Source organism: Modicisalibacter sp. MOD 31.J, assembly GCF_020147985.1.
GTDB classification, from domain to species: domain Bacteria; phylum Pseudomonadota; class Gammaproteobacteria; order Pseudomonadales; family Halomonadaceae; genus Modicisalibacter; species Modicisalibacter coralii.
The window spans coordinates 159,157-182,158 of the sequence record NZ_JAGXFF010000005.1 but is presented as its reverse complement, the minus strand read 5'-3'; the positions used below and the strand labels follow the sequence as shown (position 1 = coordinate 182,158).

At 69.4% G+C, this 23,002-nt stretch carries 24 protein-coding genes; 17 read left to right on the top strand and 7 right to left on the bottom strand.

From position 1 onward, the window contains the following. Positions 1 to 229: 229 nt before the first annotated feature. Positions 230 to 673 carry a DUF3429 domain-containing protein gene (locus tag KGR00_RS17620; protein WP_129140579.1) on the top strand — a complete coding sequence of 148 codons (444 nt, stop codon included), beginning with the start codon at positions 230 to 232 and terminating at the stop codon, positions 671 to 673. A 99-nt stretch (positions 674 to 772) separates the two neighbouring features. Then, complete coding sequence (locus KGR00_RS17615) at positions 773 to 2,080, top strand: lytic murein transglycosylase (RefSeq protein ID WP_224418896.1); 1,308 nt, start codon at positions 773 to 775, stop codon at positions 2,078 to 2,080. Between the two features lie 27 nt (positions 2,081 to 2,107). Here KGR00_RS17615 and KGR00_RS17610 read toward each other — a convergent pair whose 3' ends face one another. Continuing rightward, complete coding sequence (locus KGR00_RS17610; protein WP_224418897.1) at positions 2,108 to 2,821, bottom strand: 16S rRNA (uracil(1498)-N(3))-methyltransferase; 714 nt, start codon at positions 2,819 to 2,821, stop codon at positions 2,108 to 2,110. A gap of 118 nt (positions 2,822 to 2,939) precedes the next feature. On the opposite strand from KGR00_RS17610, the gene phaR reads away from it, so the two are divergent. The 4 genes from phaR (at position 2,940) to KGR00_RS17590 (ending at position 6,151) form a co-directional block, all read left to right on the top strand. Further along, positions 2,940 to 3,389 carry a polyhydroxyalkanoate synthesis repressor PhaR gene (gene phaR, locus KGR00_RS17605; RefSeq protein ID WP_129140582.1) on the top strand — a complete coding sequence of 150 codons (450 nt, stop codon included), beginning with the start codon at positions 2,940 to 2,942 and terminating at the stop codon, positions 3,387 to 3,389. Between the two features lie 129 nt (positions 3,390 to 3,518). Further along, positions 3,519 to 4,805, top strand: a complete 1,287-nt coding sequence (purD, locus tag KGR00_RS17600) for a phosphoribosylamine--glycine ligase (protein ID WP_224418898.1) — start codon at positions 3,519 to 3,521, stop codon at positions 4,803 to 4,805. Between the two features lie 22 nt (positions 4,806 to 4,827). Next, positions 4,828 to 5,277, top strand: coding sequence for a thioesterase family protein (locus KGR00_RS17595; protein ID WP_129140584.1), 450 nt, complete (start codon positions 4,828 to 4,830; stop codon positions 5,275 to 5,277). A gap of 1 nt (position 5,278) precedes the next feature. Then, positions 5,279 to 6,151, top strand: a complete 873-nt coding sequence (locus KGR00_RS17590; RefSeq protein WP_129140585.1) for a phosphoribulokinase — start codon at positions 5,279 to 5,281, stop codon at positions 6,149 to 6,151. A gap of 160 nt (positions 6,152 to 6,311) precedes the next feature. Here KGR00_RS17590 and KGR00_RS17585 read toward each other — a convergent pair whose 3' ends face one another. Together KGR00_RS17585 and KGR00_RS17580 are read right to left on the bottom strand one after the other, a co-directional pair. Continuing rightward, entirely contained in the window at positions 6,312 to 7,820 is a 1,509-nt protein-coding gene (locus KGR00_RS17585) for a chemotaxis protein CheW (RefSeq protein WP_224418899.1), read from the bottom strand. Then, entirely contained in the window at positions 7,817 to 9,553 is a 1,737-nt protein-coding gene (locus KGR00_RS17580) for a PAS domain-containing methyl-accepting chemotaxis protein (protein ID WP_224418900.1), read from the bottom strand. Before KGR00_RS17580 ends, KGR00_RS17585 begins: the two co-directional genes overlap by 4 nt. A 375-nt stretch (positions 9,554 to 9,928) precedes the next feature. Here KGR00_RS17580 and KGR00_RS17575 point away from each other — a divergent pair, with 375 nt between their 5' ends. From KGR00_RS17575 to KGR00_RS17565, 3 genes are all read left to right on the top strand, one after another. Then, positions 9,929 to 10,270, top strand: a complete 342-nt coding sequence (locus tag KGR00_RS17575) for a histidine triad nucleotide-binding protein (protein WP_129140640.1) — start codon at positions 9,929 to 9,931, stop codon at positions 10,268 to 10,270. 159 nt (positions 10,271 to 10,429) lie between these two features. Beyond that, entirely contained in the window at positions 10,430 to 11,071 is a 642-nt protein-coding gene (gene coq7, locus KGR00_RS17570; RefSeq protein ID WP_224418901.1) for a 2-polyprenyl-3-methyl-6-methoxy-1,4-benzoquinone monooxygenase, read from the top strand. Between the two features lie 6 nt (positions 11,072 to 11,077). After that, positions 11,078 to 11,683, top strand: a complete 606-nt coding sequence (locus KGR00_RS17565) for a DNA-3-methyladenine glycosylase 2 family protein (protein WP_224418902.1) — start codon at positions 11,078 to 11,080, stop codon at positions 11,681 to 11,683. A gap of 70 nt (positions 11,684 to 11,753) precedes the next feature. On the opposite strand, the gene KGR00_RS17560 is transcribed toward KGR00_RS17565, so the two are convergent. The 3 genes from KGR00_RS17560 to KGR00_RS17550 all read right to left on the bottom strand — a co-directional run bounded on the left by KGR00_RS17560 (position 11,754) and on the right by KGR00_RS17550 (position 13,946). Next, positions 11,754 to 12,173, bottom strand: coding sequence for an OsmC family protein (locus KGR00_RS17560; protein ID WP_224418903.1), 420 nt, complete (start codon positions 12,171 to 12,173; stop codon positions 11,754 to 11,756). Positions 12,174 to 12,240: 67 nt separating this feature from the next. Next, positions 12,241 to 12,915 carry an N-acetylmuramate alpha-1-phosphate uridylyltransferase MurU gene (gene murU / locus KGR00_RS17555; RefSeq protein ID WP_224418904.1) on the bottom strand — a complete coding sequence of 225 codons (675 nt, stop codon included), beginning with the start codon at positions 12,913 to 12,915 and terminating at the stop codon, positions 12,241 to 12,243. Continuing rightward, complete coding sequence (locus KGR00_RS17550) at positions 12,912 to 13,946, bottom strand: phosphotransferase (protein ID WP_224418905.1); 1,035 nt, start codon at positions 13,944 to 13,946, stop codon at positions 12,912 to 12,914. The genes murU and KGR00_RS17550 overlap by 4 nt, the downstream gene beginning before the upstream one ends. Before the next feature lie 152 nt (positions 13,947 to 14,098). Between KGR00_RS17550 and KGR00_RS17545 the strand changes: the two genes are divergently transcribed. From KGR00_RS17545 to KGR00_RS17510, 8 genes are read left to right on the top strand one after another with little or no spacing between them, the layout of a single operon-like run. After that, the gene (locus KGR00_RS17545; RefSeq protein ID WP_224418906.1) at positions 14,099 to 16,516 is read left to right on the top strand and encodes an LPS-assembly protein LptD; all 2,418 of its coding nucleotides are present in this window, start codon (positions 14,099 to 14,101) and stop codon (positions 16,514 to 16,516) included. Between the two features lie 15 nt (positions 16,517 to 16,531). Continuing rightward, the gene (locus tag KGR00_RS17540) at positions 16,532 to 17,836 is read left to right on the top strand and encodes a peptidylprolyl isomerase (RefSeq protein ID WP_224418907.1); all 1,305 of its coding nucleotides are present in this window, start codon (positions 16,532 to 16,534) and stop codon (positions 17,834 to 17,836) included. Continuing rightward, the gene (pdxA, locus tag KGR00_RS17535; protein ID WP_224418908.1) at positions 17,836 to 18,861 is read left to right on the top strand and encodes a 4-hydroxythreonine-4-phosphate dehydrogenase PdxA; all 1,026 of its coding nucleotides are present in this window, start codon (positions 17,836 to 17,838) and stop codon (positions 18,859 to 18,861) included. The genes KGR00_RS17540 and pdxA overlap by 1 nt, the downstream gene beginning before the upstream one ends. Positions 18,862 to 18,900: 39 nt before the next feature. Then, positions 18,901 to 19,719 (top strand): 16S rRNA (adenine(1518)-N(6)/adenine(1519)-N(6))-dimethyltransferase RsmA, encoded by an 819-nt coding sequence (gene rsmA, locus KGR00_RS17530; protein WP_224418909.1) that lies wholly within the window; start codon positions 18,901 to 18,903, stop codon positions 19,717 to 19,719. Further along, positions 19,716 to 20,102 carry a Co2+/Mg2+ efflux protein ApaG gene (gene apaG / locus KGR00_RS17525; protein WP_203234862.1) on the top strand — a complete coding sequence of 129 codons (387 nt, stop codon included), beginning with the start codon at positions 19,716 to 19,718 and terminating at the stop codon, positions 20,100 to 20,102. Before rsmA ends, apaG begins: the two co-directional genes overlap by 4 nt. 38 nt (positions 20,103 to 20,140) lie before the next feature. Then, entirely contained in the window at positions 20,141 to 20,965 is an 825-nt protein-coding gene (locus KGR00_RS17520) for a symmetrical bis(5'-nucleosyl)-tetraphosphatase (RefSeq protein WP_224418910.1), read from the top strand. A 43-nt stretch (positions 20,966 to 21,008) separates the two neighbouring features. Next, positions 21,009 to 21,353, top strand: coding sequence for a thiosulfate sulfurtransferase GlpE (gene glpE / locus KGR00_RS17515; protein WP_224418911.1), 345 nt, complete (start codon positions 21,009 to 21,011; stop codon positions 21,351 to 21,353). Continuing rightward, positions 21,350 to 22,489, top strand: a complete 1,140-nt coding sequence (locus KGR00_RS17510; RefSeq protein ID WP_224418912.1) for a polynucleotide adenylyltransferase — start codon at positions 21,350 to 21,352, stop codon at positions 22,487 to 22,489. The genes glpE and KGR00_RS17510 overlap by 4 nt, the downstream gene beginning before the upstream one ends. Here KGR00_RS17510 and KGR00_RS17505 read toward each other — a convergent pair. Beyond that, the gene (locus tag KGR00_RS17505; RefSeq protein ID WP_224418913.1) at positions 22,486 to 22,986 is read right to left on the bottom strand and encodes a DUF523 domain-containing protein; all 501 of its coding nucleotides are present in this window, start codon (positions 22,984 to 22,986) and stop codon (positions 22,486 to 22,488) included. The two genes, KGR00_RS17510 and KGR00_RS17505, sit on opposite strands and share 4 nt — an antisense overlap. Positions 22,987 to 23,002 lie beyond the last annotated feature (16 nt).

Here is a 23,002-nt window from a genome sequence, read left to right as displayed (position 1 = left end):
AACCGGTTCGCCCCGGGCGGCGCGGTTCGTCGCTCGCCGGGATGTTGCGCATCGGTTACGGACGCGCCGGCGGCTCGCGGCGAGGCGGCGTACTGCCGGTTTTCGGGGCCACGCCTGACGGAACCGCATTGTTACTAGCCAGTAAACGCCAGGACGTCTAGGCTGTAGCGTCACTCGAACGCTCACCGGCTGCAAGGATGCTGCCATGATTTCCGAGACGTCTTCGTCCATGAGGCGGTTACCCGTCTGCCTGGGGGTTGCGGGTCTGACCCCCTTCGTCATCACCACCGTCGCGGTGTTCATCGCTCCCGTCCTCTGGCAGGCCGTGGCGATCAAGGCCTTTCTCTTCTATAGCGCGGTCATCCTTTCCTTTCTGGGCGGCATCCACTGGGGCGTGGCAATGAGCCTGGATCGCGACACGAGTCCGGCCTTCAACGTCCGTCTGGCGGTCAGCATCGCACCCGGCCTGCTGGGCTGGGCGGCGCTGATGATCGACTATCGTCTTGGTGCGCTGACACTGATGATCGGTTTCTGGCTGATGCGCCTCTACGAGCGTCAGCCCGAGAGTCTCGAGCGACTCCCCGGCTGGTATCAGGGCCTGCGTAGCCTGCTCACGGCGGTGGTGGTCGCCTGTCACCTGGCGGTCGTGGCGCGGCTGAGCCTGATCGGCTGACAGGCGGTGCGCCTACGGCCGAGTTACCGAAAATCACTAGGCGCCGGCAGGCGCTTGCGCCAAGATGGGCGCGTTTTCACGCCGCATCAAGGAAGCTCCATGCCTCGCCGTGCCCGTTACGTGCCCCTTGCGCTCATTGCCCTGCTGCCGATGTCCGGTTGTCAGGTCGCCGCCCAACCCGCCGCCGCCGATGGGGGCACCGCGTCGCCGGCATCGACGGTGGCAAGCGCCGCCAGCGAGACGGCGAGCGCCCCGCGCGAGGGGCAGGCGTCGCCGGGTGACACGCGACCGGCCTTCAGCGACTGGGTGAGCGACTTCCGTGGCGTGGCGCGGGAGCAGGGCATCGATGCCGCGACCCTCGACGCGGCCTTCGACGACATCGAATACCTGCCGTCGGTCATCCGCCACGACCGCGCTCAGCCCGAGTTCACCCGCCAGGTCTGGGATTACCTCGACACCGCCGTTTCGGCGGCGCGCGTGCGCCAGGGCCGCTCGGCCTGGGAGGCACACCGCCAGGCCATCGCCGCCGCCGGTCAGCGCTACGGCGTGCCGCCCGAGGTGCTGGTGGCCATCTGGGGGATCGAGAGCAACTACGGCGGCAATTTCGGCAACTACGAGACCATCGACGCCCTGGCGACCCTGGGCTACGACGGTCGGCGCCCCGACTTCGCGCGCAGCGAACTGCTCAGCGCCCTGCGTATCCTCCAGCGCGGTGACATCGATCGCGAGCACATGCGCGGCTCCTGGGCCGGGGCCATGGGCCACACCCAGTTCCTGCCGTCGAGCTTCGAGCAGTACGCCAGGGACGCCGATGGCGACGGGCGCCGCGACATCTGGGGCAGCGTCGCCGACGTCATGGCCTCCACCGCCTACTATCTCTCCCGGGTCGGCTGGCGCCAGGGCGAGCCCTGGGGCATCGAGGTGCGCCTGCCGGACGACTTCGACTATGCCCGGACCGAGCTCGACGTGCGCCAGGACAGCCGGGCCTGGGCGGCGCAGGGGGTGACGGCGAGGCACGCTGGCGCGCTGCCGACATTCTCGGATGCCTCGGTGATCGCCCCCGCCGGCGACCAGGGGCCGGCCTTCCTGGTCGGCGGCAATTTCCGGGTGATCATGCGCTACAACGCCTCGACCAGCTACGCGCTGGCCGTGGGGCTGCTCGCCGACCGCCTGGCCGGGCGTCCGGGGCTGGTCGCGGACTGGCCCCGCGACGAGCCGGCGCTGTCGCGCCGTCAGGTCGAGCTGCTGCAGCGGCGCCTCAACGCCGCCGGCTTCGACGTCGGCGCGCCGGACGGGGTGATCGGTCCCAACACCCGGGGGGGCGTGCGGGCCTATCAGCGCAGCCTCGGCGAGACCCCCGACGGCTTCGCCACGCTCGAGCTGCTCGAGCGGCTCGGCGATGGCTGAGATTGGCCGAGGATTGGTGGCGCCGCGTTAGAAGAGGCGAGCCAGCAACGCGGTAACCGCGGTCTCGACGCGCAGGATGCGCTCGCCGAGGTGGATGCCCTCGCAGCCGGCCTCGAGCAGGCGCTCCACCTCGTAGGGGATGAAGCCGCCTTCGGGGCCGATCAGCAGGACGCAGGGGGTGTCGATGCCGCGCGGGCAGGGCGACGGCATGCCGGGGTGGGCGAGCAGGCCGCGGCGTCCGGCGAGCAGCGCCGGCAAGCTATCCTCGACGAACGGCTTGAAGCGGCGTTCCAGCGTGACTTCCGGCAGCAGGGTGTCGCCGGCCTGCTCCAGACCCAGCACCAGGTGCTCGTGGATCTTCGCCGGGTCCAGTTCGGGGGACTGCCAGTAGCTCTTCTCGACGCGGCGGGTGTGCAGCAGGGTAAGCCGTTTGACGCCCAGCGCCGTGGCATGTTCCAGGGTACGGGCGAGCATGCGCGGTCGCGGCAGCGCCAGTACCAGGTGCACCGGCAGCGCCGCCGGCGGCGGCTGGTCGAGGCCCAGCAGCGTGAAATGGGCGGCCCGCGAGTCGAGCGTCTCGAGTCGCGCCCGACCGCGCAGGCCATCGCGCAACCCCACGCTCAGGCAGTCGCCGGGTTCGGCGCGATGCACCTCGCGCAGGTGGCGCAGGCGGCGGGGGTCGGTCACCCGGATATCGCCGGCGGGACCGAGGTCGGCGGGCTCGAGCAGGATCAGGTTCATGGGGCCTCCTGGCGACAGGCGGCCATGATAGCCGAGCCGGGCAGCGATGACAGTGGTTTGCAAGCTCACGGGGGCAATGCACAATGCAGGCATATCGACCATCGAGAGGAACCGCGCCGTGCGAGTGATACGCAAATATGCCAATCGCCGACTCTACGACACCCAGCAGAGTCGTTACGTGACGCTCGAGGACCTGCGGCGCCTGGTGCTCGAGGACGAGCCGTTCCGGGTCGAGGATGCCAAGAGCGGCGAGGATCTCACCCGTACCATCCTGCTGTCGATCATCATCGAGCAGGAGCAGGCCGACGGCGACGCCGAGGTATTCTCCAACGACCTGCTGGCCCAGTTGATCCGCGTCTACGCCATGTCGCAGCCGCTGCCGCTGGCCCACTACCTGGAGCAGGGCACCCAACTGATGCTCGAGCAGCAGAAGCGCTTCCAGGACCAGTGGCAGCAGGCGATGCGCAACTCGCCGATGGAGATGATGCGCGAGATGGCCGAGGAGAACATGCGCTTCTGGCAGCAGGCGATGACCCGCCAGTCCCGCGACAAGGACGACGACGCCTGAGCGGTGCCCGCGAGTGCCGCGTGACTGGTCGGGTGACTGCCGGTACCCCGTTGCATGCGGGGGGCGAGGTGGCCGGCTTTCTGACATAATGCCGGGCAATCGATCTCCATTTTCGAGCAAGGTTTGCCCATGAAGGTTCTGATCATCGGCGGCGGTGGCCGCGAACACGCGTTGGCCTGGAAGGCGGCGCAGTCGCCCTATGTGGAGTCCGTCTTCGTCGCCCCCGGCAATGCCGGCACCGCCCGCGAATCCAAGCTCACCAACGTCGACATCGCCGCCGACGACCTGGACGGCCTGGAAGCCTTCGCCCGCGAGCAGGGCGTGGGGCTGACCATCGTCGGCCCCGAAGCGCCGCTGGTCGCCGGCGTGGTCGACCGCTTCCAGGCCGCGGGGCTGGCGATCTTCGGTCCCACCCGGGCGGCGGCCCAGCTCGAGGGGTCGAAGTCCTTCACCAAGGACTTTCTCGCCCGGCACCACATACCCACCGCGGAATACGCCACCTTCCGCGAGGTCGATGCCGCCCTGGCCTATCTCGGCGAGAAGGGCACGCCGATCGTCATCAAGGCCGACGGCCTGGCGGCGGGCAAGGGGGTGATCGTCGCCATGACCGATGCCGAGGCCGAAGCCGCGGTACGCGACATGCTCGAGGCCAACGCCTTCGGCGACGCCGGGGCCCAGGTGGTGATCGAGGAGTATCTCGACGGCGAGGAAGCGAGCTTCATCGTCATGGTCGACGGCGAGCACGTGCTGCCGATGGCCACCAGCCAGGACCACAAGCGCGTCGGCGACGGCGACACCGGCCCCAACACCGGTGGCATGGGCGCCTACTCCCCGGCACCGGTGGTCACCGAGGCGGTCTACCAGCGCATCCTCGACACGGTGATCCTGCCCACGGTGCGCGGCATGGCCGCCGAGGGCACGCCCTATACCGGCTTCCTCTATGCCGGGCTGATGATCGATGCCCATGGCGCTCCCAAGGTGATCGAATACAACTGCCGTTTCGGCGATCCCGAGACCCAGCCGATCCTGTTGCGCCTGAAGAGCGATCTGGTCGAGCTGTGCCTGGCCGGGGCCGAGGGGCGGCTCGACGGTGAGCGTTGCGACTGGGACACCCGCGCCGCGGTCGGCGTGGTGATGGCCGCCGGCGGCTACCCGGACCGGTATCGCAAGGGCGATCCGATCGAGGGGCTGGAGGCCGCCGAGGCGGCCGGCTGCAAGGTCTTTCATGCCGGTACCGCGGAGGACGATCAGGGGCGCATCGTCACCAGCGGCGGGCGCGTGCTGTGCGTGACCGCGCTCGGCGAGCGGGTCTCGCGGGCCCGCGATCGCGCCTACGACGGGGTGGCGGCGATCCACTGGGAAGATGCCCTCTTCCGGCGCGACATCGCCTACCGCGCCATCGCCCGCGAGTCCTGAGCGCCGCGGCCAAGGAGTCAACATGGAACGGGTCAGGCTCGAGTTTCCCGCCGCCGATGGCGTGCACCGCGACACCTTCCGGGTGCGTATCGGCGATATCAACTACGGCCGCCATCTGGGCCACGATGCGATCGTCACCCTGCTGCACGAGGCGCGTGCCCGGGCGCTTGCCGCGCTCGGCGTCGACGAGGCCGATACCGACGGCTCGCCGAGCGTGGTCGCGGATCTCACCGTGCAGTACCGCGGCGAGGCCCGCTGGGGGGACGAGCTGCTCGCCGAGACCGCCGTGCCCGAGGCCGACGGCAAGGGCCTGCCGGTCTATCATCGCCTGACCCGGGTCGGCGATTCGCGCCTCGTCGCCGTGGCTCGGGTCACGCTGATCTGGCTGGCCCCCGACGACGGTCGGCCGGTGGCCATTCCATCGTCGTTGCAGGCGGCGCTGGCCCGGGTTCGTTCGCAGGGAGTCGACTGACATGTCGCGTGAATACCCGATCGTCGCGGTGACCGGTTCCTCGGGGGCCGGCACCACCACCGTGCGGCGCACCTTCGAGCGCATGTTCACGCGGGAGGACATCCACGCCGCCTATGTCGATGGCGATGCCTTCCATCGCTATACCAAGGACGAGCTGACGCGGATCTTCCGCGAGGAGCCCGAACGCACCGACGAACTCTCTCACTTCGCCGTCGAGGCCAACCTGCTCGATCGCCTCGAGACGCTGTTTCAGGAGTACGGCGAACACGGCAGCGGCACGTCCCGGCACTACATCCATGCCGAGGACAAGCGGATGATCGAGGCCGGCTACAAGGTCGGCACCTTCACCGAGTGGCAGTCGCTGCCGATGGGCACCGACCTGCTGTTCTACGAGGGCCTGCACGGCGGGCTGGTCACCGCCGACTGCGACATCGCCCGCCACGTGGACCTGCTGGTGGGCGTCGCGCCGACCATGAACCTGGAGTGGATCCAGAAGATCGACCGCGACACCAAGCTGCGCGGCTACTCCCAGGAAGCGGTGATCGACACCATCCTCGGCCGCATGCACGACTACGTGCGCTACATCCAGCCCCAGTTCTCGCGGACCCACATCAATTTCCAGCGCGTGCCCACGGTGGATACCTCCAACCCCTTCGAGATCCAGGACATCCCCACCGACGCCGAGTCGTTCGTGGTGATCCGCTTTCGCGATCCCTCGACGGTGGACTTTCCCTACCTGCTGGCGATGATCCAGGATGCCTTCATGAGCCGGCCGCACACCCTGGTGGTGCCCGGCTCGCGGCTGTCGCTGGCCATGGAGCTGATCCTGGCGCCGCTGGTGCGCCACCTGCTGGCCCAGCGCCGGTTCCGCTGACGGCGACTCGCGGCTTGCTCGGCGCTACCCGGCAACCGCCATTTCCGCGTGTCGATCGACTCCCGTTCTGATCTTCCCGCGTCGCGCTCCGACCACGCTGTGGCCAGCGCTTCTTGATGCACGCCGTCGGCGGCGCGGTCGGGGCGCAGAGACGCTCGGGTCAGGCATGCCGCGCGTCGTCGGCAACGGTCAGCGCTGCGCTGCTCGCTGCCAGGTCGATCGCCAGTCCCTGCAGACAGATCATGGCCATCACCTGGTGGCGCTCGCCGCTGCCAAGGGCGATCAGCCGCTTGGCGCGCTCGACCGCCGGGGCCGCGGGGTCGATGTCGCCGCGCCAGCGCACCACCAGGCTCTCCTCGGCTGCCTCGATGTAGTCGATGCGCTGCACCGCGTCGGTGAGAAAACCGATCAGCCCCTGGCCACTGTCGGCGATCAGCACGTGCTGGGGCGGACGCGAGGCGTCGCGGCCCAGCAGACGACGCAGGTCGACCAGGGCCACGCTGCGCCCATGACGGCGCCACACGCCGACGAAGCGCGGGTCGCCGCCGCTGGCGAGATAGTCGGTGGGGGCGGCATCGACGGCATCGAGCTGATCGAGCAGTGTGGTGTAGTCGCCGGCACAGCTGAAGCGCACCAGCGCGAAGCGCCGCCGGGGCCGATGCTCGGCGGCTGCGCTGCCCGCCTGTGCGCCGTCGAGCCGCGCATGCAGGCGCGCCAGGGCACTTAGATTGAGCGCCGACAGCAACACCCGGTGATCGAGCGCCAGTGCGTCGCGCCCCGAGGGGCCGACGACCAGCCCGGCCACCGCCGCCGCCTGGCCCGGGCCGGCCGGTGACAGGGTGCCGCTGGCGCTGAGCGCGGTGACGTGCTCCAGGGCCAGCGCCAGACGCCCCTCAGGGCCATCGAGCACCACCATGTAACTGGGTCGCGTCCGTTGGGGCGCGCGGCCGATCAACGCGCCGGGGTCGAACAGCGGCAGCCGCGCACCGCGCAGCGTGACATTGCCGAGGTAGGCGTCGAGCTCGATCGGCGGCGGTTCGATCTCGGGGCAGTTGGCGACCTCGCCGACGATGGCGGTATCCAGTGCCAGCGCCTGGCCGCCGCTCTCCACGATCAGCCAGCGCCGGGCGGTGAGCTGCGTCGGCGTGGCGTCACTGGTGACTGTCGGCGACGTCGAGGCCCCGGGCGACTGGTGCCCGGGCTGCGTGGCCGCCGGTGTCACCGCGACCATCTCTTCCAGCGCGAACAGCGCATCCAGGTCGAGCACATAAGCCGGGTGGGCCAGGTTCGGGTGATCGATCAGCGAAGGCGTCAGCGCCAGCGGGCTGCCGTCGCCCTGGTTCACTGCATGGCGCTGCTGCGGCCGCACCTCGATCACATCGACGATCTGGGTCACACACAGCCCGAACCGCGCCCCGCGATGCGCCACCACGGCGACGAAGCTGGCCTGGGGCTCGACGGGCGGATCGCGATCGAGCTGCAGCAGCCCCGCCAGGTCGACCAGCGGCAATGGCTGGCCGCGCAGTGACAGCGTGCCCCGCGACCAGGCCGGCGCTCGCGGGCGCGGTGGCGGCAGGCGTTCCAGGCGCACCACCTCTTGCAGATCGTGAGCATCGAGCGCGACATCGCCGGTCCCGACGCGCAGGATGCCGAAGACGCGCGTGCTCATGATCTGGCCCGCTCCTCGCCGCGGGTCGCCCGGGCCAGTTCATGGATCGCGCTGTCGACCCGGTTGGCGGTCTCGAGCTGGGCGCTGGCAGTGGTGGCGATCTCCTCGATCGAGTCGGTGGTCCGGGCCACGCCCTCGACGATGCGCGCGAAGGAGTCGGTGGCGCGCTGGGTCACGGCATTGCCGCTGTCGATGCGCTTGAGCGACTCGCCCAGCAGACGGTTGATCTGGCGGGTGGCATCGGCGGACTTCTCGGCCAGCTTGCGCACCTCGTCGGCGACCACCGAGAAGCCCAGGCCGTGCTCACCGGCGCGGGCGGCCTCGATGGCGGCGTTGAACGCCAGCAGGTTGGTCTGGGAGGCGATCTCGCCGATCACCTTGACGATGGCGTCGATATCCTCGGACGACTTCTGGATCGCCGCCATCGCCTCGCGCGAGTCGTTCAGCGCCTGGGTGCCGCGGTTGGCCTCCTGCTGGGTCTCGCGGGCCAGCGAACGGGTCAGATGAGTATTCTCGGCGATCGAGGCGATGGAGGCGTTGAGCGCATGGATCGACTGGCTCATGGCCTCGGTCTGGGCCTGGATGTGTTCCTCCAGCTCGACCTCGGCGGTGATGTCGGTGGCGAACTTGATCACCTTGTAGGGCTTGCCGTCGGCATCGAAGATCGGGTTGTAGGTCGCCTGGATCCAGACCCGGCGGCCATGCTTGCCCAGGCGCATGAAGCGGCCGTCGAACAGCTCGCCGCGGCTCAGCGCCAGCCAGAAGTCGCGATACTCGCGGCTGACCACATGCTCGGGCGTACAGAACATGCGGTGATGCTGGCCCTCGATCTCGTCGGCGTGATAGCCCAGCGTGTCGAGGAAGTTCTGGTTGGCGGCGAGAATGTTGCCCTTGAGATCGAACTCGATCACCGCCTGGGCGCGGTCGATGGCGTTGATCCGGCCCTTGAACTCGGCGTTGCGCTGGCGCTCGGCGGTGACGTCGTGGGCGAACTTGACCACCTTGTAGGGGCGCCCGCCGGCGTCGAGGATCGGGTTGTAGGTGGCCTGTAGCCAGATGTCACGGCCGTGCTTGTCGAGACGGCGGAACTCGCCGCTGTAGAACTCGCCCTGGCGCAGGCGCGCCCAGAACTGCCGGTAGTCGTCGCTCTTGGCGTACTCCGGCTGACAGAACAGCGCGTGGTGACGGCCCTCGATCTCCTCCAGGGTGTAGCCCACGGTGTCGAGAAAGTGCTGGTTGGCGGTGAGCACATGACCGTCGAGATCGAACTCGATCACCGCCTGGGCGCGATCCATCGCCTTGACCTTGCCCTCGTACTCGGCGACGGCACGCTTCTGCAGGGTGATGTCCATGGCCAGCTTGATCACCTTGTGCGGCTTGCCCTCGTCATCGAGCACCGGGTTGTAGGTCGCCTGCAGCCAGACCTCTTCGCCCTGGCGGGTGACGCGCTTGAACTCGCCGCTGACGAACTCGCCGCGTCCCAGGCGCCCCCAGAACTCCTGATAGGCGCGGCTCTGGGCATGGCGCTCGTCGCAGAACAGGCGGTGGTGCTGGCCGATGACCTCGTCGCGGCGATAGCCCATGGCCTCGAGAAAGCGCGCATTGGCGTCGAGTACGTGGCCGTCGAGATCGAATTCGATCACGGCCTGGGAGCGGTTGACCGCCTGCCAAAGTGCCTCAAGGGGCGGGTTGGCAAGGGTCTCGGCGTCGGCAGTGGGAGTATCCAAGGGCATGGCGCGCCTCCGGCAGGCAGAAAGGGGATCCGAGCCAGCCTGGGACCAGCGGCTCTCGCGGACACTGCTCAACATCGGCGGGGCCGAAGCGAAGTTTAATAGGGCCCGGCTATTGCGAAGATCGGCATTGCCCGAACGGGCGATGTCGCCCCGAGGGGCATCGAAGTCGCTATCGAAGCATCGAGTCTTCAGGCCGTCATTGGCCGCTGCCCTTGATCGCCGGCTATCGTTACGCAACCCCGACGAGCGCATGCGGTTTTCGTGCCGAGACCGCTGACCCACGGGTCAGCGCGTTACGGACTGACAACCTCGTCGTGAGGGGGTAACCTCATGGCAGACGCCTATCCCCAGTCACTGATCCAACCGGAGCGACGCATGGATTGCCTGTTCTGCAAGATGGTCAATCGCGACATCGAGCCCGACGTGGTCTACGAGGACGACCACGTGCTGGCCTTCAACGACATCGACCCCAAGGCGCCGCGTCACGTGCTGATCATTCCCAAGAAGCACATCGCGACGCTGAACGACATCGCGGAGGACGACCTCGCGCTCGTCGGACGGCTGCAGTACACCGCCGCCCGGCTGGCCAAGGAGTTCGGTTTCGCCGACGACGGCTATCGGGTGGTGATGAACTGCAATGAACACGGTGGCCAGTCGGTCTATCATATTCACATGCACCTGATGGGCGGCCGCCACTTCACCTGGCCGGCGGGGTAGCCGGCAAACGCCGAACCGGGCGCTCTTCGCAAGCGCGGTGCCATCGGGGCATGGCGGGCCGCTCGCGATCCCGTGTCACGCGCGGTCCTTCTCGTCCGTGGCCGGCTTGCCGGCCCGCTCGGCCCCGCTTCTCATCAAGGACGACCACAGGGAACCCCCATGCTCCGCAAGCTGACGCGTACCGACCAGTTGATCCACCAGTTCGATACCGTGCTGCGCACGCTGGTGCCACATGCCGCCCAGCCGTCGCGCCCCTCACCGGCCGGCGACACCCGCGACGAGACGCTCGACCCGGACGCGCGCCGGCACGCCGCCGGGCTGATGCGCATCAACCACACCGGCGAGGTATGCGCCCAGGCCCTCTACCAGGGGCAGGGGATGACCGCTCAGCTCGCCGATGTCCGCACACAGATGGAACAGGCCGCTCAGGAAGAGATCGACCATCTGGCCTGGTGCGATGCGCGGCTCGTCGAGCTCGACGGCCGCACCAGCTATCTCAATCCGCTGTTCTACGCCGCCTCCTTCGGTATCGGCGCCGTGGCCGGCGCGGTCGGCGACCGGGTCAGCCTGGGCTTCGTCAACGCCACCGAGGAGCAGGTCGGCAAGCATCTCGACGACCATCTGGAAAAGCTGCCCATGGGTGACCGGCGTTCGCGGGCGATCCTCGAGCAGATGCGCGAGGACGAGGCCCATCATGCCCGCTGGGCGCTGGAAGCCGGCGGCAAGCGCTTTCCGGCGCCGGTCAAGTTCGGCATGTCGTTGATGTCGAAGGTGATGACCCAGAGCGTCTACCGGCTCTGAATCGGCATGTCGCAGGTCGTCCATGAACGCTTCGTGGCGATCGCCGAGACGCTGAGTCCGGCGCTCGCCGAGGCCTTCGCCCGCGGCGGGCCGGTGAACTTCCGGCCCGACGACTCGCAGCCGCTCGCCGAGCGGCTGTGTCGTTCCGTGGCCGGGCAGCAGTTGTCGGTCAAGGCGGCGGGGACGATCTGGCGGCGCGTCGTCGAAGCGGCGGGCGACGTCCCCTTGACCGACTTCCTGGCCGAGACCGATGTCGAGGCGTTACGCGCCTGCGGCCTGTCGGCGGCCAAGGCTCGCGCGATCGGTGCCATCGCCGGAGAGGCACGCCTGGGCGGGCTCGAGACCGAGACGCTGCGCGGGCTCGATCACGCCGAGCGCTCGCGCCGGCTCACCGCGCTGTGGGGCGTGGGGCAATGGACCGCGGACATGATCTCGATCTTCCACTTCGGCGACGAGGACGTCTGGCCCGACGGCGACGTCGCCGCCCGCAAGACCCTGATTCGCTTGACCAGCCCGCGGCGCAAGACGACGCGTACCGCCGCGCGTTTCGCGCCGCACCGTTCGTGGCTGGCGCTGTATCTGTGGCGGCACGTCGACGCGCCGCCACTATAGATGGTCTTTCCCTGGAGGGCGTTCACAAAACCGACGAGCGACGGCCGGGCCGGGGCGCGCCGCGCGCCGCTTACGATTCGACGATCTCGTAGGAATGGGACATCTCGACGCCGCCCTGGGCGAGCATGATCGAGGCGCTGCAGTACTTGTCGGCGGAGAGTTCGACGGCGCGCTTGACCTGCTTGTCCTTGAGCCCCGTGCCGGTGACCGTGAAGTGCACGTGAATCTTCGTGAACACGCTGGGCACGGCGTCGGCGCGCTCGGCCTCGACCGCGGCCACGCAGTCGCTGACCGGGGCGCGGGATTTCTCGAGGATCTCCAGCACGTCGAACGAGGTGCAGGCGCCGAGTCCCATCAGTAGCATTTCCATGGGTCTGGGGCCGGTGTTGCGACCGCCGTGGTCCGGCGGCCCATCGATGACCACGCTGTGGCCGCTGCCGGATTCGGCGACGAACTGGCGACCATCGGTCCATTTGACGCTGGCTTTCATGAGCGGACGATCCTCTGACAGGAGTGGACGAAAGAGCCGGGCAGCATAGCAGGTGTGCGACGCCGGCTCAGCCCGGCGATGGCGCGCGCAGCCGGGCGTCGAGTTCGGCGAGGCGCTGTGGGGTGCCGACGTCGACCCAATGACCCCGGTGATGCACGCCGGCGACGCGATCGGTGTCCATCGCCTCGCGCAGCAGCGGGGCGAGCTTGAAGGCTGCCTCGTCATGGCCGGCGACCAGCGCCGGATCGATCAGGCCGATGCCGGCGTAGGTCAGACGCGGCTCGCCCTCGACGTGGACGCGGCCCGCCGGGTCGAGATGGAAGTCGCCCCCGGGGTGATGCACGGGGTTGTCGACCAGCACCAGGCGGGCGAGATCGCCGTCGAGCGGTGCCAGCCAGTGCCGGTTCAGCTCGCACCAGACGTCGCCGTTGACCAGGAGAAAGGGTGCCTCGCCGAGCAGTCCCAGGGCGTGGCGGATGCCCCCGCCGGTCTCCAGAGGAACCGTCTCGTGGCTCCAGCGGATCGTCACGCCGTAGGCCGTGCCATCGCCGAGTGCCGCGACGATCTGATCGGCGCGGTAGCTGACGTTGATCACCACCTCGCGGATGCCCAGCGCCGCCAGCCGTTCGAGGTGATGGCCGATCAGCGGCTTGCCGCCGGCCTTGAGCAGCGGCTTGGGGCAGTGATCGGTGAGCGGGCGCATCCGCGTGCCGAGCCCGGCGGCGAGCAGCATGGCCTTCATGAGCTGGCCTCCCCGCGGGCGGCGAGCTCGCGCTCGAGCGCCGGAGCGAAGTCGCTTTCCAGCCAGCCGGTGAAAGCGGCGAACGCCGGCCAGGGTGCCAGGCTGTCGCGCAGGTGATCGAGGAAATGCGGCAGGCGGGCCAGATAGCCGGCCCTGGCATCGCGCAGGGTCAGCCGGCAGAAGATGCCCAGTACCTTGAGCGAACGCTGGGCGGCCATGGCATCGGCCTGATGCAGGAACGCCTCGGCGTCGAGCTGGCCGCTGAGGCGGCCGTCGAGCACGGCGGTCCGGCGGAAGGCCTCGACGCGCGCGCGGAAGGCCTCGCGGGGCAAGCGCCGGTAGCGCCCACGCAGCAGCGAGATCAGATCGTAGCTCAGCGGCCCGTGGACGGCGTCCTGGAAGTCGATCAGCCACAGCCGGTCGCGATGGCACATCAGGTTCATGGCGTCGTAGTCGCGGTGCACGGTGACGCGCGGCTGCGTCAGCGCCGTGTCGATCAGCCGGGCGCGCAGCCCCGGCCAGGCGGCGGGCACCGGCAGCGCCAGGAGCTGCCCCAGGCACCATTCGGGGAAGAGGTCGAGTTCGCGGCCCAGCAGGGCGGCATCGTAGTCAGGCAGCGCCCCAGCGGGGGCGACGTTCTGCAGTTCGGCGAGCAGGGCCAGGGCGTCGTCGTAGTGTGCATCATCGGCCGCCGTATCGGCCCCCAGGCAGGTATGCAGGGGCGTGTCGCCGAGATCCTCGAGTTCGATGAAGCCGGCCTCCAGGTCGACGGCGTGGAGCGCCGGCACCGCCAGCCCGGCCCGCCGCCACGCCTCGGCGATGGCGACGAAAGGGCGGCTGTTCTCCTTGTCGGGCGGGGCGTCCATGACGATGCGGGTCTCGCCCGAGTCGAGCCATAGCCGGTAGTAGCGCCGGAAGCTGGCGTCGCCGGCGGCGAGTTCGAGCCGTAGGCGCTGCGGCGGCAACTGGTGGCGCCCGCCGGCCCAGTCGCGCAGGGCCTCAAGGCGGGTGGTTTGTCGCGCGTCGGACATGCGTTCTCCTTCGGTTGACGGGGTCGGTCGGCCGCCGCATGCTGAGGGCCCTGCTCTGTTCCGCATCTCCGCGTCCACGCCTGCGCTCGGGGAGGACGTGCGGCACGGGGACTGTATAATACCGATTCCAACCGCCAAGGACACGAGGACCCATGGGCAAGCGATTGTTATGGACTGCCCTGGCCGGCCTGGTTACCCACAGTGCCCAGGCCGCCCCGCCCGAGCCGTTGCCGGCGGACCAACTCGACTTTCAGCCCTGGGGCGAGGACGCGCCGGCCGATGCCCTGTGTCGCGGGCGCTACGTGATGCCCGCGTATCGCCTGGCGCCGGGCGACACGCCTCGCGAGGTGCTCTCGACCTCCGATGAGGCCGAATACGGCGAGACGGGCGAGACGCTCCTGCGTGGCGAGGTGATCCTGCGTCGCGACAGCAGCCAGCTCGAGGCGCCGCGGGTGCGGGTCAACGCCGCCCGCGACACGGCGTTCGCCGAGGGCCCGCTCACCCTGCGCGATCGCAACGTCCTGGTGCGCGGCGGTGACGGGCAGGTGTCGCTCGACAGCGATGCCGCCCAGATCGATACGGCGCACTACGTGCTCCACGGTCAGCACCTGCGCGGCGACGCCGTGCAACTCGCCCGTCTCGAGGATGGTCGCTATCGGCTGCGTGAGGCCAGCTTCACCACCTGCGATCCCGGCAGCCGCTTGTGGCGCGTGGTGGGCAACGACGTGCTCCTCGACCGCGAGGCCGGGTACGGCACGGCCCGGAACGCCCGGCTGGAAGTGGGTCGGGTGCCGGTCTTCTACTGGCCCTGGGTCCGCTTCCCCCTCGACGATCGCCGTCAGTCGGGCTTTCTATGGCCGACGTTGGGGTTCTCGAACGACGGGGTCGATTACGCGCAACCCTACTACTTCAACCTGGCGCCCAACTACGACGCCACCCTGACGCCGCGCTGGATCGGCAATCACGGCGAGATGCTCGGCGGCGAGTTCCGCTACCTGTTCGGCAGCGACGCCGGCCGGGTCGAGGGCGCCTACCTGGCCAACGACAAGGGCGGGGCGAGTTCCAACCCCAACGACCCCGACGACGCCTTCGAGGGCGAGGATCGCTGGTACCTCGACTATCGCCACGCCGGCACCTTCTCGCCGCGTACCCGTTATGCGCTGCGTTACGGGGCGGCCAGCGACGGCCGCTACTTCGACGATTTCGGGCGCAGCTTCGCCGAGCAGGAAACCGATTACATGGAGCGGCTCGCCCAGCTCGATTACAGCGGCGATACCTGGCAGCTCCAGGCCAAGGCGCAGGGCTACCAGAAGCTCGACTATCCGCTGCTCGATCGCGACAAGCCCTTCTACCGGCTGCCCAGCCTGACCGCCAATGCCCGCTGGTCACAGGGCGGCTTCTACGAGCAGTGGCTGTCGAACGTCACCTACTTCTGGCGCGACGTCGACGAGACCCAGGTGCCGAGCCGCGAGGCGGCGACCGGCACCCGGCTGCACCTGGCGCCGGCCTTCGGCTGGCGCGGCGAGCCGAGCTGGGGCTTTCTCGAGCCCCGCCTGCAGCTCTGGCACAGCCAGTACCAGCTGGATTACGGCAATCGCGACACCGATCGTGACACCCGGTTGAGCCTCACGGTGCCGGTCTACTCGCTCGACTCGGGGCTGGTCTTCGAGCGCGACACCCAGCTGTTCGGCGACGCCTGGCGCCAGACCCTGGAGCCGCGGCTCTACTACGCCTATGTGCCCGAGCGCGACCAGAGCGAATTCCCGGACTTCGACACCGACGAGCAGGCGATCTCCTACGGCCAGCTGTGGTCGCCTTTCCGTTTTTCGGGCAGCGATCGCATCGGCGATACCAACAAGCTCTCCTACGGGGCAGCGACGCGCTTTCTCGAGGACGACAGCGGCCGCCAGCGCTTCTCGCTGGCCGTCGGTCAGAGCGCCTACTTCTCCGATCGCAACATCGACATGGGCGGCGATCCTGACACCCTGCCCAGCCGGGAGAACGACTACCAGGCCTGGTACAACGCCACCCGCGACCATTCGCCGGTGATCACCCAGCTCGACTGGCAGCTCAGCGATCACTGGAGCACCCGCTACGAGTGGTTCTACGATCCGCATCGCTCGCTCACCGAGCGCACCGCCGCCTACCTGCGCTATCGGCATCCCGAGGGCCACGTGCTCAACCTGGGCTATGTCTGGCAGCTCGAAGGCTTCGACCCCTCGGCGGAGGACGAGGACCGCCTCGGTTACGATCGCGAGGATTTCGACGTCTCGTTCGCCTACCGCTTCGGCGCCAAGCTCGACCTGATCGGCCGCTACACCTACGACAACACCAACAGCCGGTCGCTCGACCAACTGGTCGGCGTGCAGTGGAACGACTGCTGTTACGGGGTCCAGGTCGCCTGGCGCGAATGGGTCGAGGACAACGACACCGCCAACACCATCGCCGACGACTACACCGATCGCGGGCTGTTCCTGCGATTCGTCTTCAAGGGCCTGGGGGGTGTCGGACAGGGAACCGACGCATTCTTCGAGCAGTCCATTCCCGGATACCAACCGGCCCCACTCTGATCTACGAGGTTATTCATGCGCAGAGGTCTGTTAGCTTCATTGAGTCTGGCGCTTTTGCTGGTCCTGCCCGGCGTGGCGGCGGCCGTCGAGCAGCCGCTCGACCGTATCGTCGCGGTGGTCAACGACGACGCCATCATGGCCAGCGAACTCGCCGATCGCGTCGCCCAGGCGCGTAGCCAGCTGGCGCAGCGCAATATCTCGATGCCCTCCGACGCGGTGCTGCGCAAGCAGGTGCTCGATCGCATGGTGGTCGAGCAGATCCAGCTGCAGATGGCCAGGAAGGCCAACCTGACCGTCGACGACACCCAGCTCAATCGCGCCGTGCGCTCGATCGCCCAGAACAACGGCATGACGCTCGATCAGTTCGCCGACGCCCTGGAGCGCGACGGCCTGTCGCTGGCCGACGTGCGTGAGCAGGTGCGCCGCGAGATGCTGATCCGCCAGGTCCAGCAGCGCCGTGTGGCCAGTCAGGTCAAGATCTCCGACCAGGAGGTCGATCGTTATCTGACCCAGCAGGGTGGCGATCGCAACGTCCGCTACGAGCTCGGCCATATCCTGGTGGCCCTGCCGCAGTCGCCGTCGCCGGATGCGGTCAAGCAGGCCCAGCAGCGTGCCCGGGCACTCTATCGCCAGTTGCAGGATGGGGCCGGCTTCGCCGATCTGGCAGCGGCCGAGTCCGACGGCGCCAACGCCCTGCAGGGCGGCAACCTGGGCTGGCGCAGCGGCGCCGAGCTGCCCACGGTGTTCGCCGACGTGGTGCCGCAGCTTGATGTCGGTCAGGTCAGCGAGCCGATCCGCAGCCCCAGCGGCTTCCATCTGGTCAAGCTGCTCGACCGCAAGGGTGGCGATGCACAGCAGAAGGCGGTGGTTCAGGAGCAGAAGATCCGCCACATCCTGATCCAGACCAACCCCAACCGCGACGACGACGAGGCACGGCGCCTCGCCGAACAGGCACGAGCGCGGATCGTCAACGGCGAGGACTTCGCCAGCGTCGCCCAGCAGGTCAGCGACGATCGCGGCAGTGCGCTCAACGGCGGCGAGCTGGGCTGGGTGCGTCCGGGTCAGATGGTCCCGGCCTTCGAGGACGCCGCCAACGATCTGGCGGTCGGCGAGGTCAGTCAGCCGGTGCGCTCGCGCTACGGCTACCACATCATCCAGGTCGAGGACCGCCGCCAGCGCGACGTCAGCGGCGAGACCCAGCGCGACGAGGTCCGCCAGACGCTGTTCCAGCGCAAGGTCAACGACGAGCTCGAGGCCTGGCTGCAGCAGATTCGCGCCGAGGCCTACGTCGACGAACGCCTCGACGATCAGGGCGCGTGATGCCAGGCCCCGTTCTGGCCCTGACCACCGGCGAGCCGGCCGGCATCGGTCCCGACCTGGCGGTCATGCTGGCCGCGGACGGCCAGGCGCTTCCCGGCCGGGTCGTCGCCATCGGCGACCCCGGGCTGCTCGCCGACCGCGCCCGGCGGTTGGGTCTGACGCTCACGCTCGAGCCCTGCGACCCGGCTGCGGCGCTGCCCGCACCGCGACCCGGGGTTCTGCCGGTGTGGCCGGTGGCGCTGGCGGCGCCGGTCGCGCCCGGCGTGCTCGAGGCGGCCAACGCGGGGTACGTGCTCGAGACGCTCGACGTGGCCATCGCCGCCTGTCGCGACGGCCGGGCCGGGGCGATGGTCACCGCGCCGTTGCACAAGGGCGTGATCATCGACGGCGGCCACCCCGGCTTCACCGGTCACACCGAGTACCTGCGCGATGCCTGCGGCATCGACGAGGTGGTGATGATGCTGGCCACGCGGCTCGATCACGGCGACGGCGCCCGGGCGCTGCGTGTCGCCCTGGCCACCACCCACCTGCCGCTGCGCGAGGTGGCCGAGACCATCGACGCGGACGGCCTGACACGCGTGCTGACGATCCTCGCGGCGGATCTCGAGCGCCACTTCGGTATCGGGCGACCGCGCATCGCCGTCTGCGGTCTCAATCCCCATGCCGGCGAGGGCGGGCATCTGGGGCGCGAGGAGATCGAGGTCATCGAGCCGACCCTGGCCCGGCTGCGCGAGACCGGGCTCGACCTGCGCGGACCGCTGCCGGCGGACACCCTGTTCACGCCGACGCGCCTGGCGGATATCGATGCGGTACTGGCGATGTATCATGACCAGGGCCTGCCGGTACTCAAGTACGCCGGTTTCGGCCGGGCCGCCAACATCACCCTGGGGCTGCCGATCATTCGCACCTCGGTGGATCACGGCACGGCGCTGGACCTGGCCGGCAGCGGTCGCATCGACGACGGCAGCCTGCGCGTGGCGCTGGCGATGGCCGCCGACATGGCCACGGCCGCCGGCGCCGGCTGACACCCGGGCATTCGTTCGTTCACAAGGACTCCATTGAGTATGTCCCCAAGCTCTTCCGAGCCACGGCTTTCGCATCGCGCCCGCAAGCGCTTCGGCCAGAACTTCCTGCGCGATCCGGGGGTGATCTCGCGCATCGTCCGTGCCATTGCCCCGCGACCGGGGCAGCGGCTGGTCGAGATCGGCCCGGGACAGGGCGCCTTGACCGAGCCGTTGATCGACGCCGCCGGCGGCGTGCTCGAGGTGGTCGAGCTCGACCGCGACCTGATCCCCGGGCTGCGGGTGCAGTTCTTCAACTACCCGCACTTCGTGATCCACGAGGGCGATGCGCTGAGCCTGGACTTCGCCGCGCTGCGCGGCGAGGGCGAGCCGTTGCGGGTGGTCGGCAATCTGCCCTACAACATCTCCACGCCGCTGATCTTTCATCTGCTGACGGCGCGCGAATCGATCGCCGACATGCACTTCATGCTGCAGAAGGAGGTCGTCGATCGCCTCGCCGCCACGCCGGGCAGTGCCGACTGGGGGCGGTTGTCGATCATGACCCAGTATCACTGCCGCGTGGACGCGCTGTTCGTGGTGCCGCCGGAGGCCTTCGTGCCGCGCCCCAAGGTCGACTCGGCGATCGTGCGCCTGGTGCCGCATGCCGAGCTGCCGTCGCCGGCCCGTGACGAGGCGCTGTTCGCCGATGTGGTGCGCGAGGCCTTCGGCCAGCGGCGCAAGACGCTGCGCAACAACCTCAAGGGGCGGCTGTCCGGCGAGGCGCTGGAGGCGCTGGGTATCGATCCGTCACGCCGCCCGCAGACCCTGAGCGTGGCCGAACTGGTCACGATCGCCAATCATCTGGCCGGAGAGACGCCTTGAGCGAGGAGTTGAGCGACGCCATCCACGTCGACGTGGAGCCGAGCTACCGGGCCGACGAGTCGTCGCCCGCCGAGCAGCGTTACGTGTTCAGTTACACCATCACCGTGCACAATCATTCGTCGCGGGCGGTCCAGTTGCTGGCGCGCCACTGGACGATCACCCAGGGCAGCGGCAAGGTCCAGGAGGTGCGCGGCAAGGGGGTGGTCGGCAAGCAGCCGCTGATCGCCCCGGGCCAGACCTTCCGCTACACCAGCCGCGCGGTGCTGGATGGCCCAGTCGGGGTGATGGAGGGCGATTACACCTGCGTCGACACCGCCAGCCAGCGGCCCTTCGAGGTGCCCATCGCGCCGTTTCGCCTGGCCGGGCCCAATCAGGTGCACTGACCCACCAGGCTTTCTACCATCGGCAACGCGAGGACCCCATGCCCACCTACGCCATCGGAGACCTGCAGGGCTGTCACGCCGAGTTCGTGGCCCTGCTCGACCGGCTCAGCTTCGACCCGCGCCGCGACCGCCTGTGGATCGCCGGTGACCTGGTCAACCGCGGGCCGGCGTCACTGGCCTGCCTGCGCGAGGTCGAGCAACTCGGCGACTCGGCCCGGGTGGTGCTCGGCAATCATGATCTGCATCTGCTGGCGGTGGCGCGCGGCGGCATGACCGAAAAGCGCAAGGATACCCTGTCGGGGATCCTCGCGGCCGCCGATCGCGAGCGGCTGCTCGACTGGTTGCAGAGCCGGCCGCTGTGGGTCGACGACGGCAGCGATTCCCCCCGCCGGACGCTGATGACCCACGCCGGGCTGTTGCCCCGGTGGCGTCTCGATCAGGCCCGCGACCTGGCCGGCGAGGTCGAGGCCAGGCTGGGCGGCGAACGTGCCGGCGAATTCCTCGAGCGCCTGTACGGCAACGAGCCGGCGTGCTGGCGCGACGATCTTGCCGGTATCGACCGCCTGCGGGCGATCGTCAACGTCTTCACGCGCATGCGCTTCATCGCCGCCGACGGCACCCTGGACTTCGCCGCCAAGGAGGGGCTGGACTCGGCGCCGGCCGGCTTCGCGCCCTGGTTCACCTATGCGCGCGACGACGATCCCCGTATCCTGTTCGGCCACTGGGCGGCCCTGGAAGGACGCACGCCCGGCGCCGCGGTTCGTGTCGAGGCGCTGGATACCGGGTGCGTCTGGGGCGGCAGCCTCACCGCCCTCGACCTGGACAGCGGCGCGCGGATCAGCGAGCCGAGCCATCTCGAGTAAGTGGCGCCACCGCCCGACTACCGCCCATGCCTCAGGAGGCACCATGCCGCAATCCGCCTTCGAACACCTCGATCACCTCACCCTGGAAAGCTGGCTGGACGGCGACGCCTCGTCGGGCGACGCCGCGCCGATCGTGATCGACATCCGCGACCCGTTGAGCTTCTCGCGCGGGCACATCCCCGGTAGTCGTCACGTCGACAACGCCACCGTCGGCGAATTGATCGACGAGACCGCCCTCGACACGCCGCTGGTGGTGGTCTGCTATCACGGTCACTCCAGCCAGCAGGCCGCCGCCTGGCTCGCCGGCCAGGGCTTCGAGCGGGTCTACAGCCTGGATGGCGGCTTCACCGAATGGGAGCACCGCCACCCGCATCGGGTCGAGCGATGAGTCGCGACCGGCGCCTCGCGGGGCTCGAGGTCTACCGGGTCGGCGGCGCCGTGCGCGATGCCCGGCTCGGCTGGCCGGTGGTCGACCAGGACTGGGTGGTGGTCGGCGCCACGCCCGAGGCGATGACGCGGCGCGGCTTCAAGCCGGTGGGGCGCGACTTCCCGGTGTTCCTGCACCCCGAGACCCACGAGGAGTACGCCCTGGCGCGCACCGAGCGCAAGCAGGGCCATGGCTACACCGGCTTCGTGGTGCATGCCGATCCCTCGGTGACCCTCGAGGAGGATCTCGAGCGGCGCGACCTGACCATCAATGCCATGGCCGAGTCGCGGGAGGGGGCGCTGATCGACCCCTTCCACGGCCGCGACGATCTCGAGGCACGGCGGCTGCGTCACGTTTCACCGGCCTTCGTCGAGGACCCGCTGCGCGTGCTGCGCACGGCGCGCTTCCTGGCGCGCTACCGGGGGCTGGGGTTCCAGGTCGCCGACGAGACCCAGGCGCTGATGCGCCGGCTGGCCGAGAGCGGCGAGCTCGCCCACCTGGTCGCCGAGCGAGTCTGGACCGAGACCGAGAAGGCCCTCGGCGAACCCTGCCCGCAGGCCTATTTCGCATGTCTCGACGCGTGCGGCGCGCTGATGGTGCTGATGCCCGAGCTGTGCGCCGATCTCGAGACGGCGCTGGCGCGGCTCGACCGTCTGCCGGACACCGAGGCCGGCATGCCGGCGCAGTGGCGCTGGGCGCGGCTCTGCGAGCACCTCGACGACGGCGAGCGGGAAGCGTTGCAGGCGCGGCTCAAGGTACCCAATGCCTACACCGACCTGGCCCGTCAGGTGGCGCTGACCCGACGGCTGTGGGGGGCGGCGGCGACGCCCTCGGCACTGACGGCCGAGCGGCTGCGCAGCTGGTTCGACGGCATCGACGCCTGGCGGCGCAGCGAGCGGGTCGCGCCGCTGCTGGCGCTGCTCGAGCGCGAGAACGCCACGCTGGCCGCGTGCGCCGAACGGGCCTGGCGGGCGGCGGCGGCGGTGTCGCCGCGGGCACTGCTCGACGAGGGCTTGCGGGGCGGCGAACTGGGCGCGGAGCTTGCCCGGCGGCGCCAGGGCGCGATCGCCGGGGCGCTGGAAGCGAGCGAAGGTTAACCGCCACCGGCCTCCAATTCGGCGAGCCGCTCGACCAGGGCGTCGAAGCGCGTCTCGTCGAAGACCTCGATGCCGGCCTGGCGGCACAGGCTGGCAAAGACGCCGTCACCGGCGCGCTTCCCGCCCGAGAATTGCCCATCGTGAATCGTCCCGCTGCCACAACTGGGGCTGTTCGCCTTGAGCAGGGCGAGTCTCACGCCGGCCTGTTGTGCCTGCTGCAACGCCTTGTGGGCACCATCGACGAAGGCCGTGTCGTAGCGCCTTCCCCGGTCGTCGACCACCTGGGCATCGCCGGTCAGCACGTCGCGGCCATCGCCGCCGACGATCTCGGCGGCGGGGCGCGGTACCGGCAGGCCGCCCAGGCATTCGGGGCAGACGACCAGGCAGCGTCCCTCGCGTCGCCAGGTCTCGAGGCGCTCGCGGGCCAGTCGCTTGTGGCCGCCGTCGAAGCGAACCGGCTCGCCGAGCAGGCAGGCGCTGACCAGTAGGCGTTGCATCGTCGGGCTCCTCTCG

What these genes read in the sequence shown, in the direction of transcription:
- KGR00_RS17595 (WP_129140584.1), top strand. Translation starts at nt 4,828, where the DNA reads ATGGAACGGGTCAGGCTCGAGTTTCCCGCCGCCGATGGCGTGCACCGC.
- KGR00_RS17510 (WP_224418912.1), top strand. Translation starts at nt 21,350, where the DNA reads ATGAGTCGCGACCGGCGCCTCGCGGGGCTCGAGGTCTACCGGGTCGGC.
- pdxA (WP_224418908.1), top strand. Translation starts at nt 17,836, where the DNA reads ATGCCAGGCCCCGTTCTGGCCCTGACCACCGGCGAGCCGGCCGGCATC.
- KGR00_RS17580 (WP_224418900.1), bottom strand. Translation starts at nt 9,553, where the DNA reads ATGCCCTTGGATACTCCCACTGCCGACGCCGAGACCCTTGCCAACCCG.
- KGR00_RS17520 (WP_224418910.1), top strand. Translation starts at nt 20,141, where the DNA reads ATGCCCACCTACGCCATCGGAGACCTGCAGGGCTGTCACGCCGAGTTC.
- murU (WP_224418904.1), bottom strand. Translation starts at nt 12,915, where the DNA reads ATGAAGGCCATGCTGCTCGCCGCCGGGCTCGGCACGCGGATGCGCCCG.
- coq7 (WP_224418901.1), top strand. Translation starts at nt 10,430, where the DNA reads ATGCTCCGCAAGCTGACGCGTACCGACCAGTTGATCCACCAGTTCGAT.
- KGR00_RS17505 (WP_224418913.1), bottom strand. Translation starts at nt 22,986, where the DNA reads ATGCAACGCCTACTGGTCAGCGCCTGCCTGCTCGGCGAGCCGGTTCGC.
- KGR00_RS17540 (WP_224418907.1), top strand. Translation starts at nt 16,532, where the DNA reads ATGCGCAGAGGTCTGTTAGCTTCATTGAGTCTGGCGCTTTTGCTGGTC.
- KGR00_RS17560 (WP_224418903.1), bottom strand. Translation starts at nt 12,173, where the DNA reads ATGAAAGCCAGCGTCAAATGGACCGATGGTCGCCAGTTCGTCGCCGAA.
- KGR00_RS17575 (WP_129140640.1), top strand. Translation starts at nt 9,929, where the DNA reads ATGGATTGCCTGTTCTGCAAGATGGTCAATCGCGACATCGAGCCCGAC.
- KGR00_RS17615 (WP_224418896.1), top strand. Translation starts at nt 773, where the DNA reads ATGCCTCGCCGTGCCCGTTACGTGCCCCTTGCGCTCATTGCCCTGCTG.
- KGR00_RS17550 (WP_224418905.1), bottom strand. Translation starts at nt 13,946, where the DNA reads ATGTCCGACGCGCGACAAACCACCCGCCTTGAGGCCCTGCGCGACTGG.
- KGR00_RS17610 (WP_224418897.1), bottom strand. Translation starts at nt 2,821, where the DNA reads ATGAACCTGATCCTGCTCGAGCCCGCCGACCTCGGTCCCGCCGGCGAT.
- KGR00_RS17545 (WP_224418906.1), top strand. Translation starts at nt 14,099, where the DNA reads ATGGGCAAGCGATTGTTATGGACTGCCCTGGCCGGCCTGGTTACCCAC.
- KGR00_RS17590 (WP_129140585.1), top strand. Translation starts at nt 5,279, where the DNA reads ATGTCGCGTGAATACCCGATCGTCGCGGTGACCGGTTCCTCGGGGGCC.
- purD (WP_224418898.1), top strand. Translation starts at nt 3,519, where the DNA reads ATGAAGGTTCTGATCATCGGCGGCGGTGGCCGCGAACACGCGTTGGCC.
- KGR00_RS17565 (WP_224418902.1), top strand. Translation starts at nt 11,078, where the DNA reads ATGTCGCAGGTCGTCCATGAACGCTTCGTGGCGATCGCCGAGACGCTG.
- KGR00_RS17585 (WP_224418899.1), bottom strand. Translation starts at nt 7,820, where the DNA reads ATGAGCACGCGCGTCTTCGGCATCCTGCGCGTCGGGACCGGCGATGTC.
- KGR00_RS17620 (WP_129140579.1), top strand. Translation starts at nt 230, where the DNA reads ATGAGGCGGTTACCCGTCTGCCTGGGGGTTGCGGGTCTGACCCCCTTC.
- rsmA (WP_224418909.1), top strand. Translation starts at nt 18,901, where the DNA reads ATGTCCCCAAGCTCTTCCGAGCCACGGCTTTCGCATCGCGCCCGCAAG.
- glpE (WP_224418911.1), top strand. Translation starts at nt 21,009, where the DNA reads ATGCCGCAATCCGCCTTCGAACACCTCGATCACCTCACCCTGGAAAGC.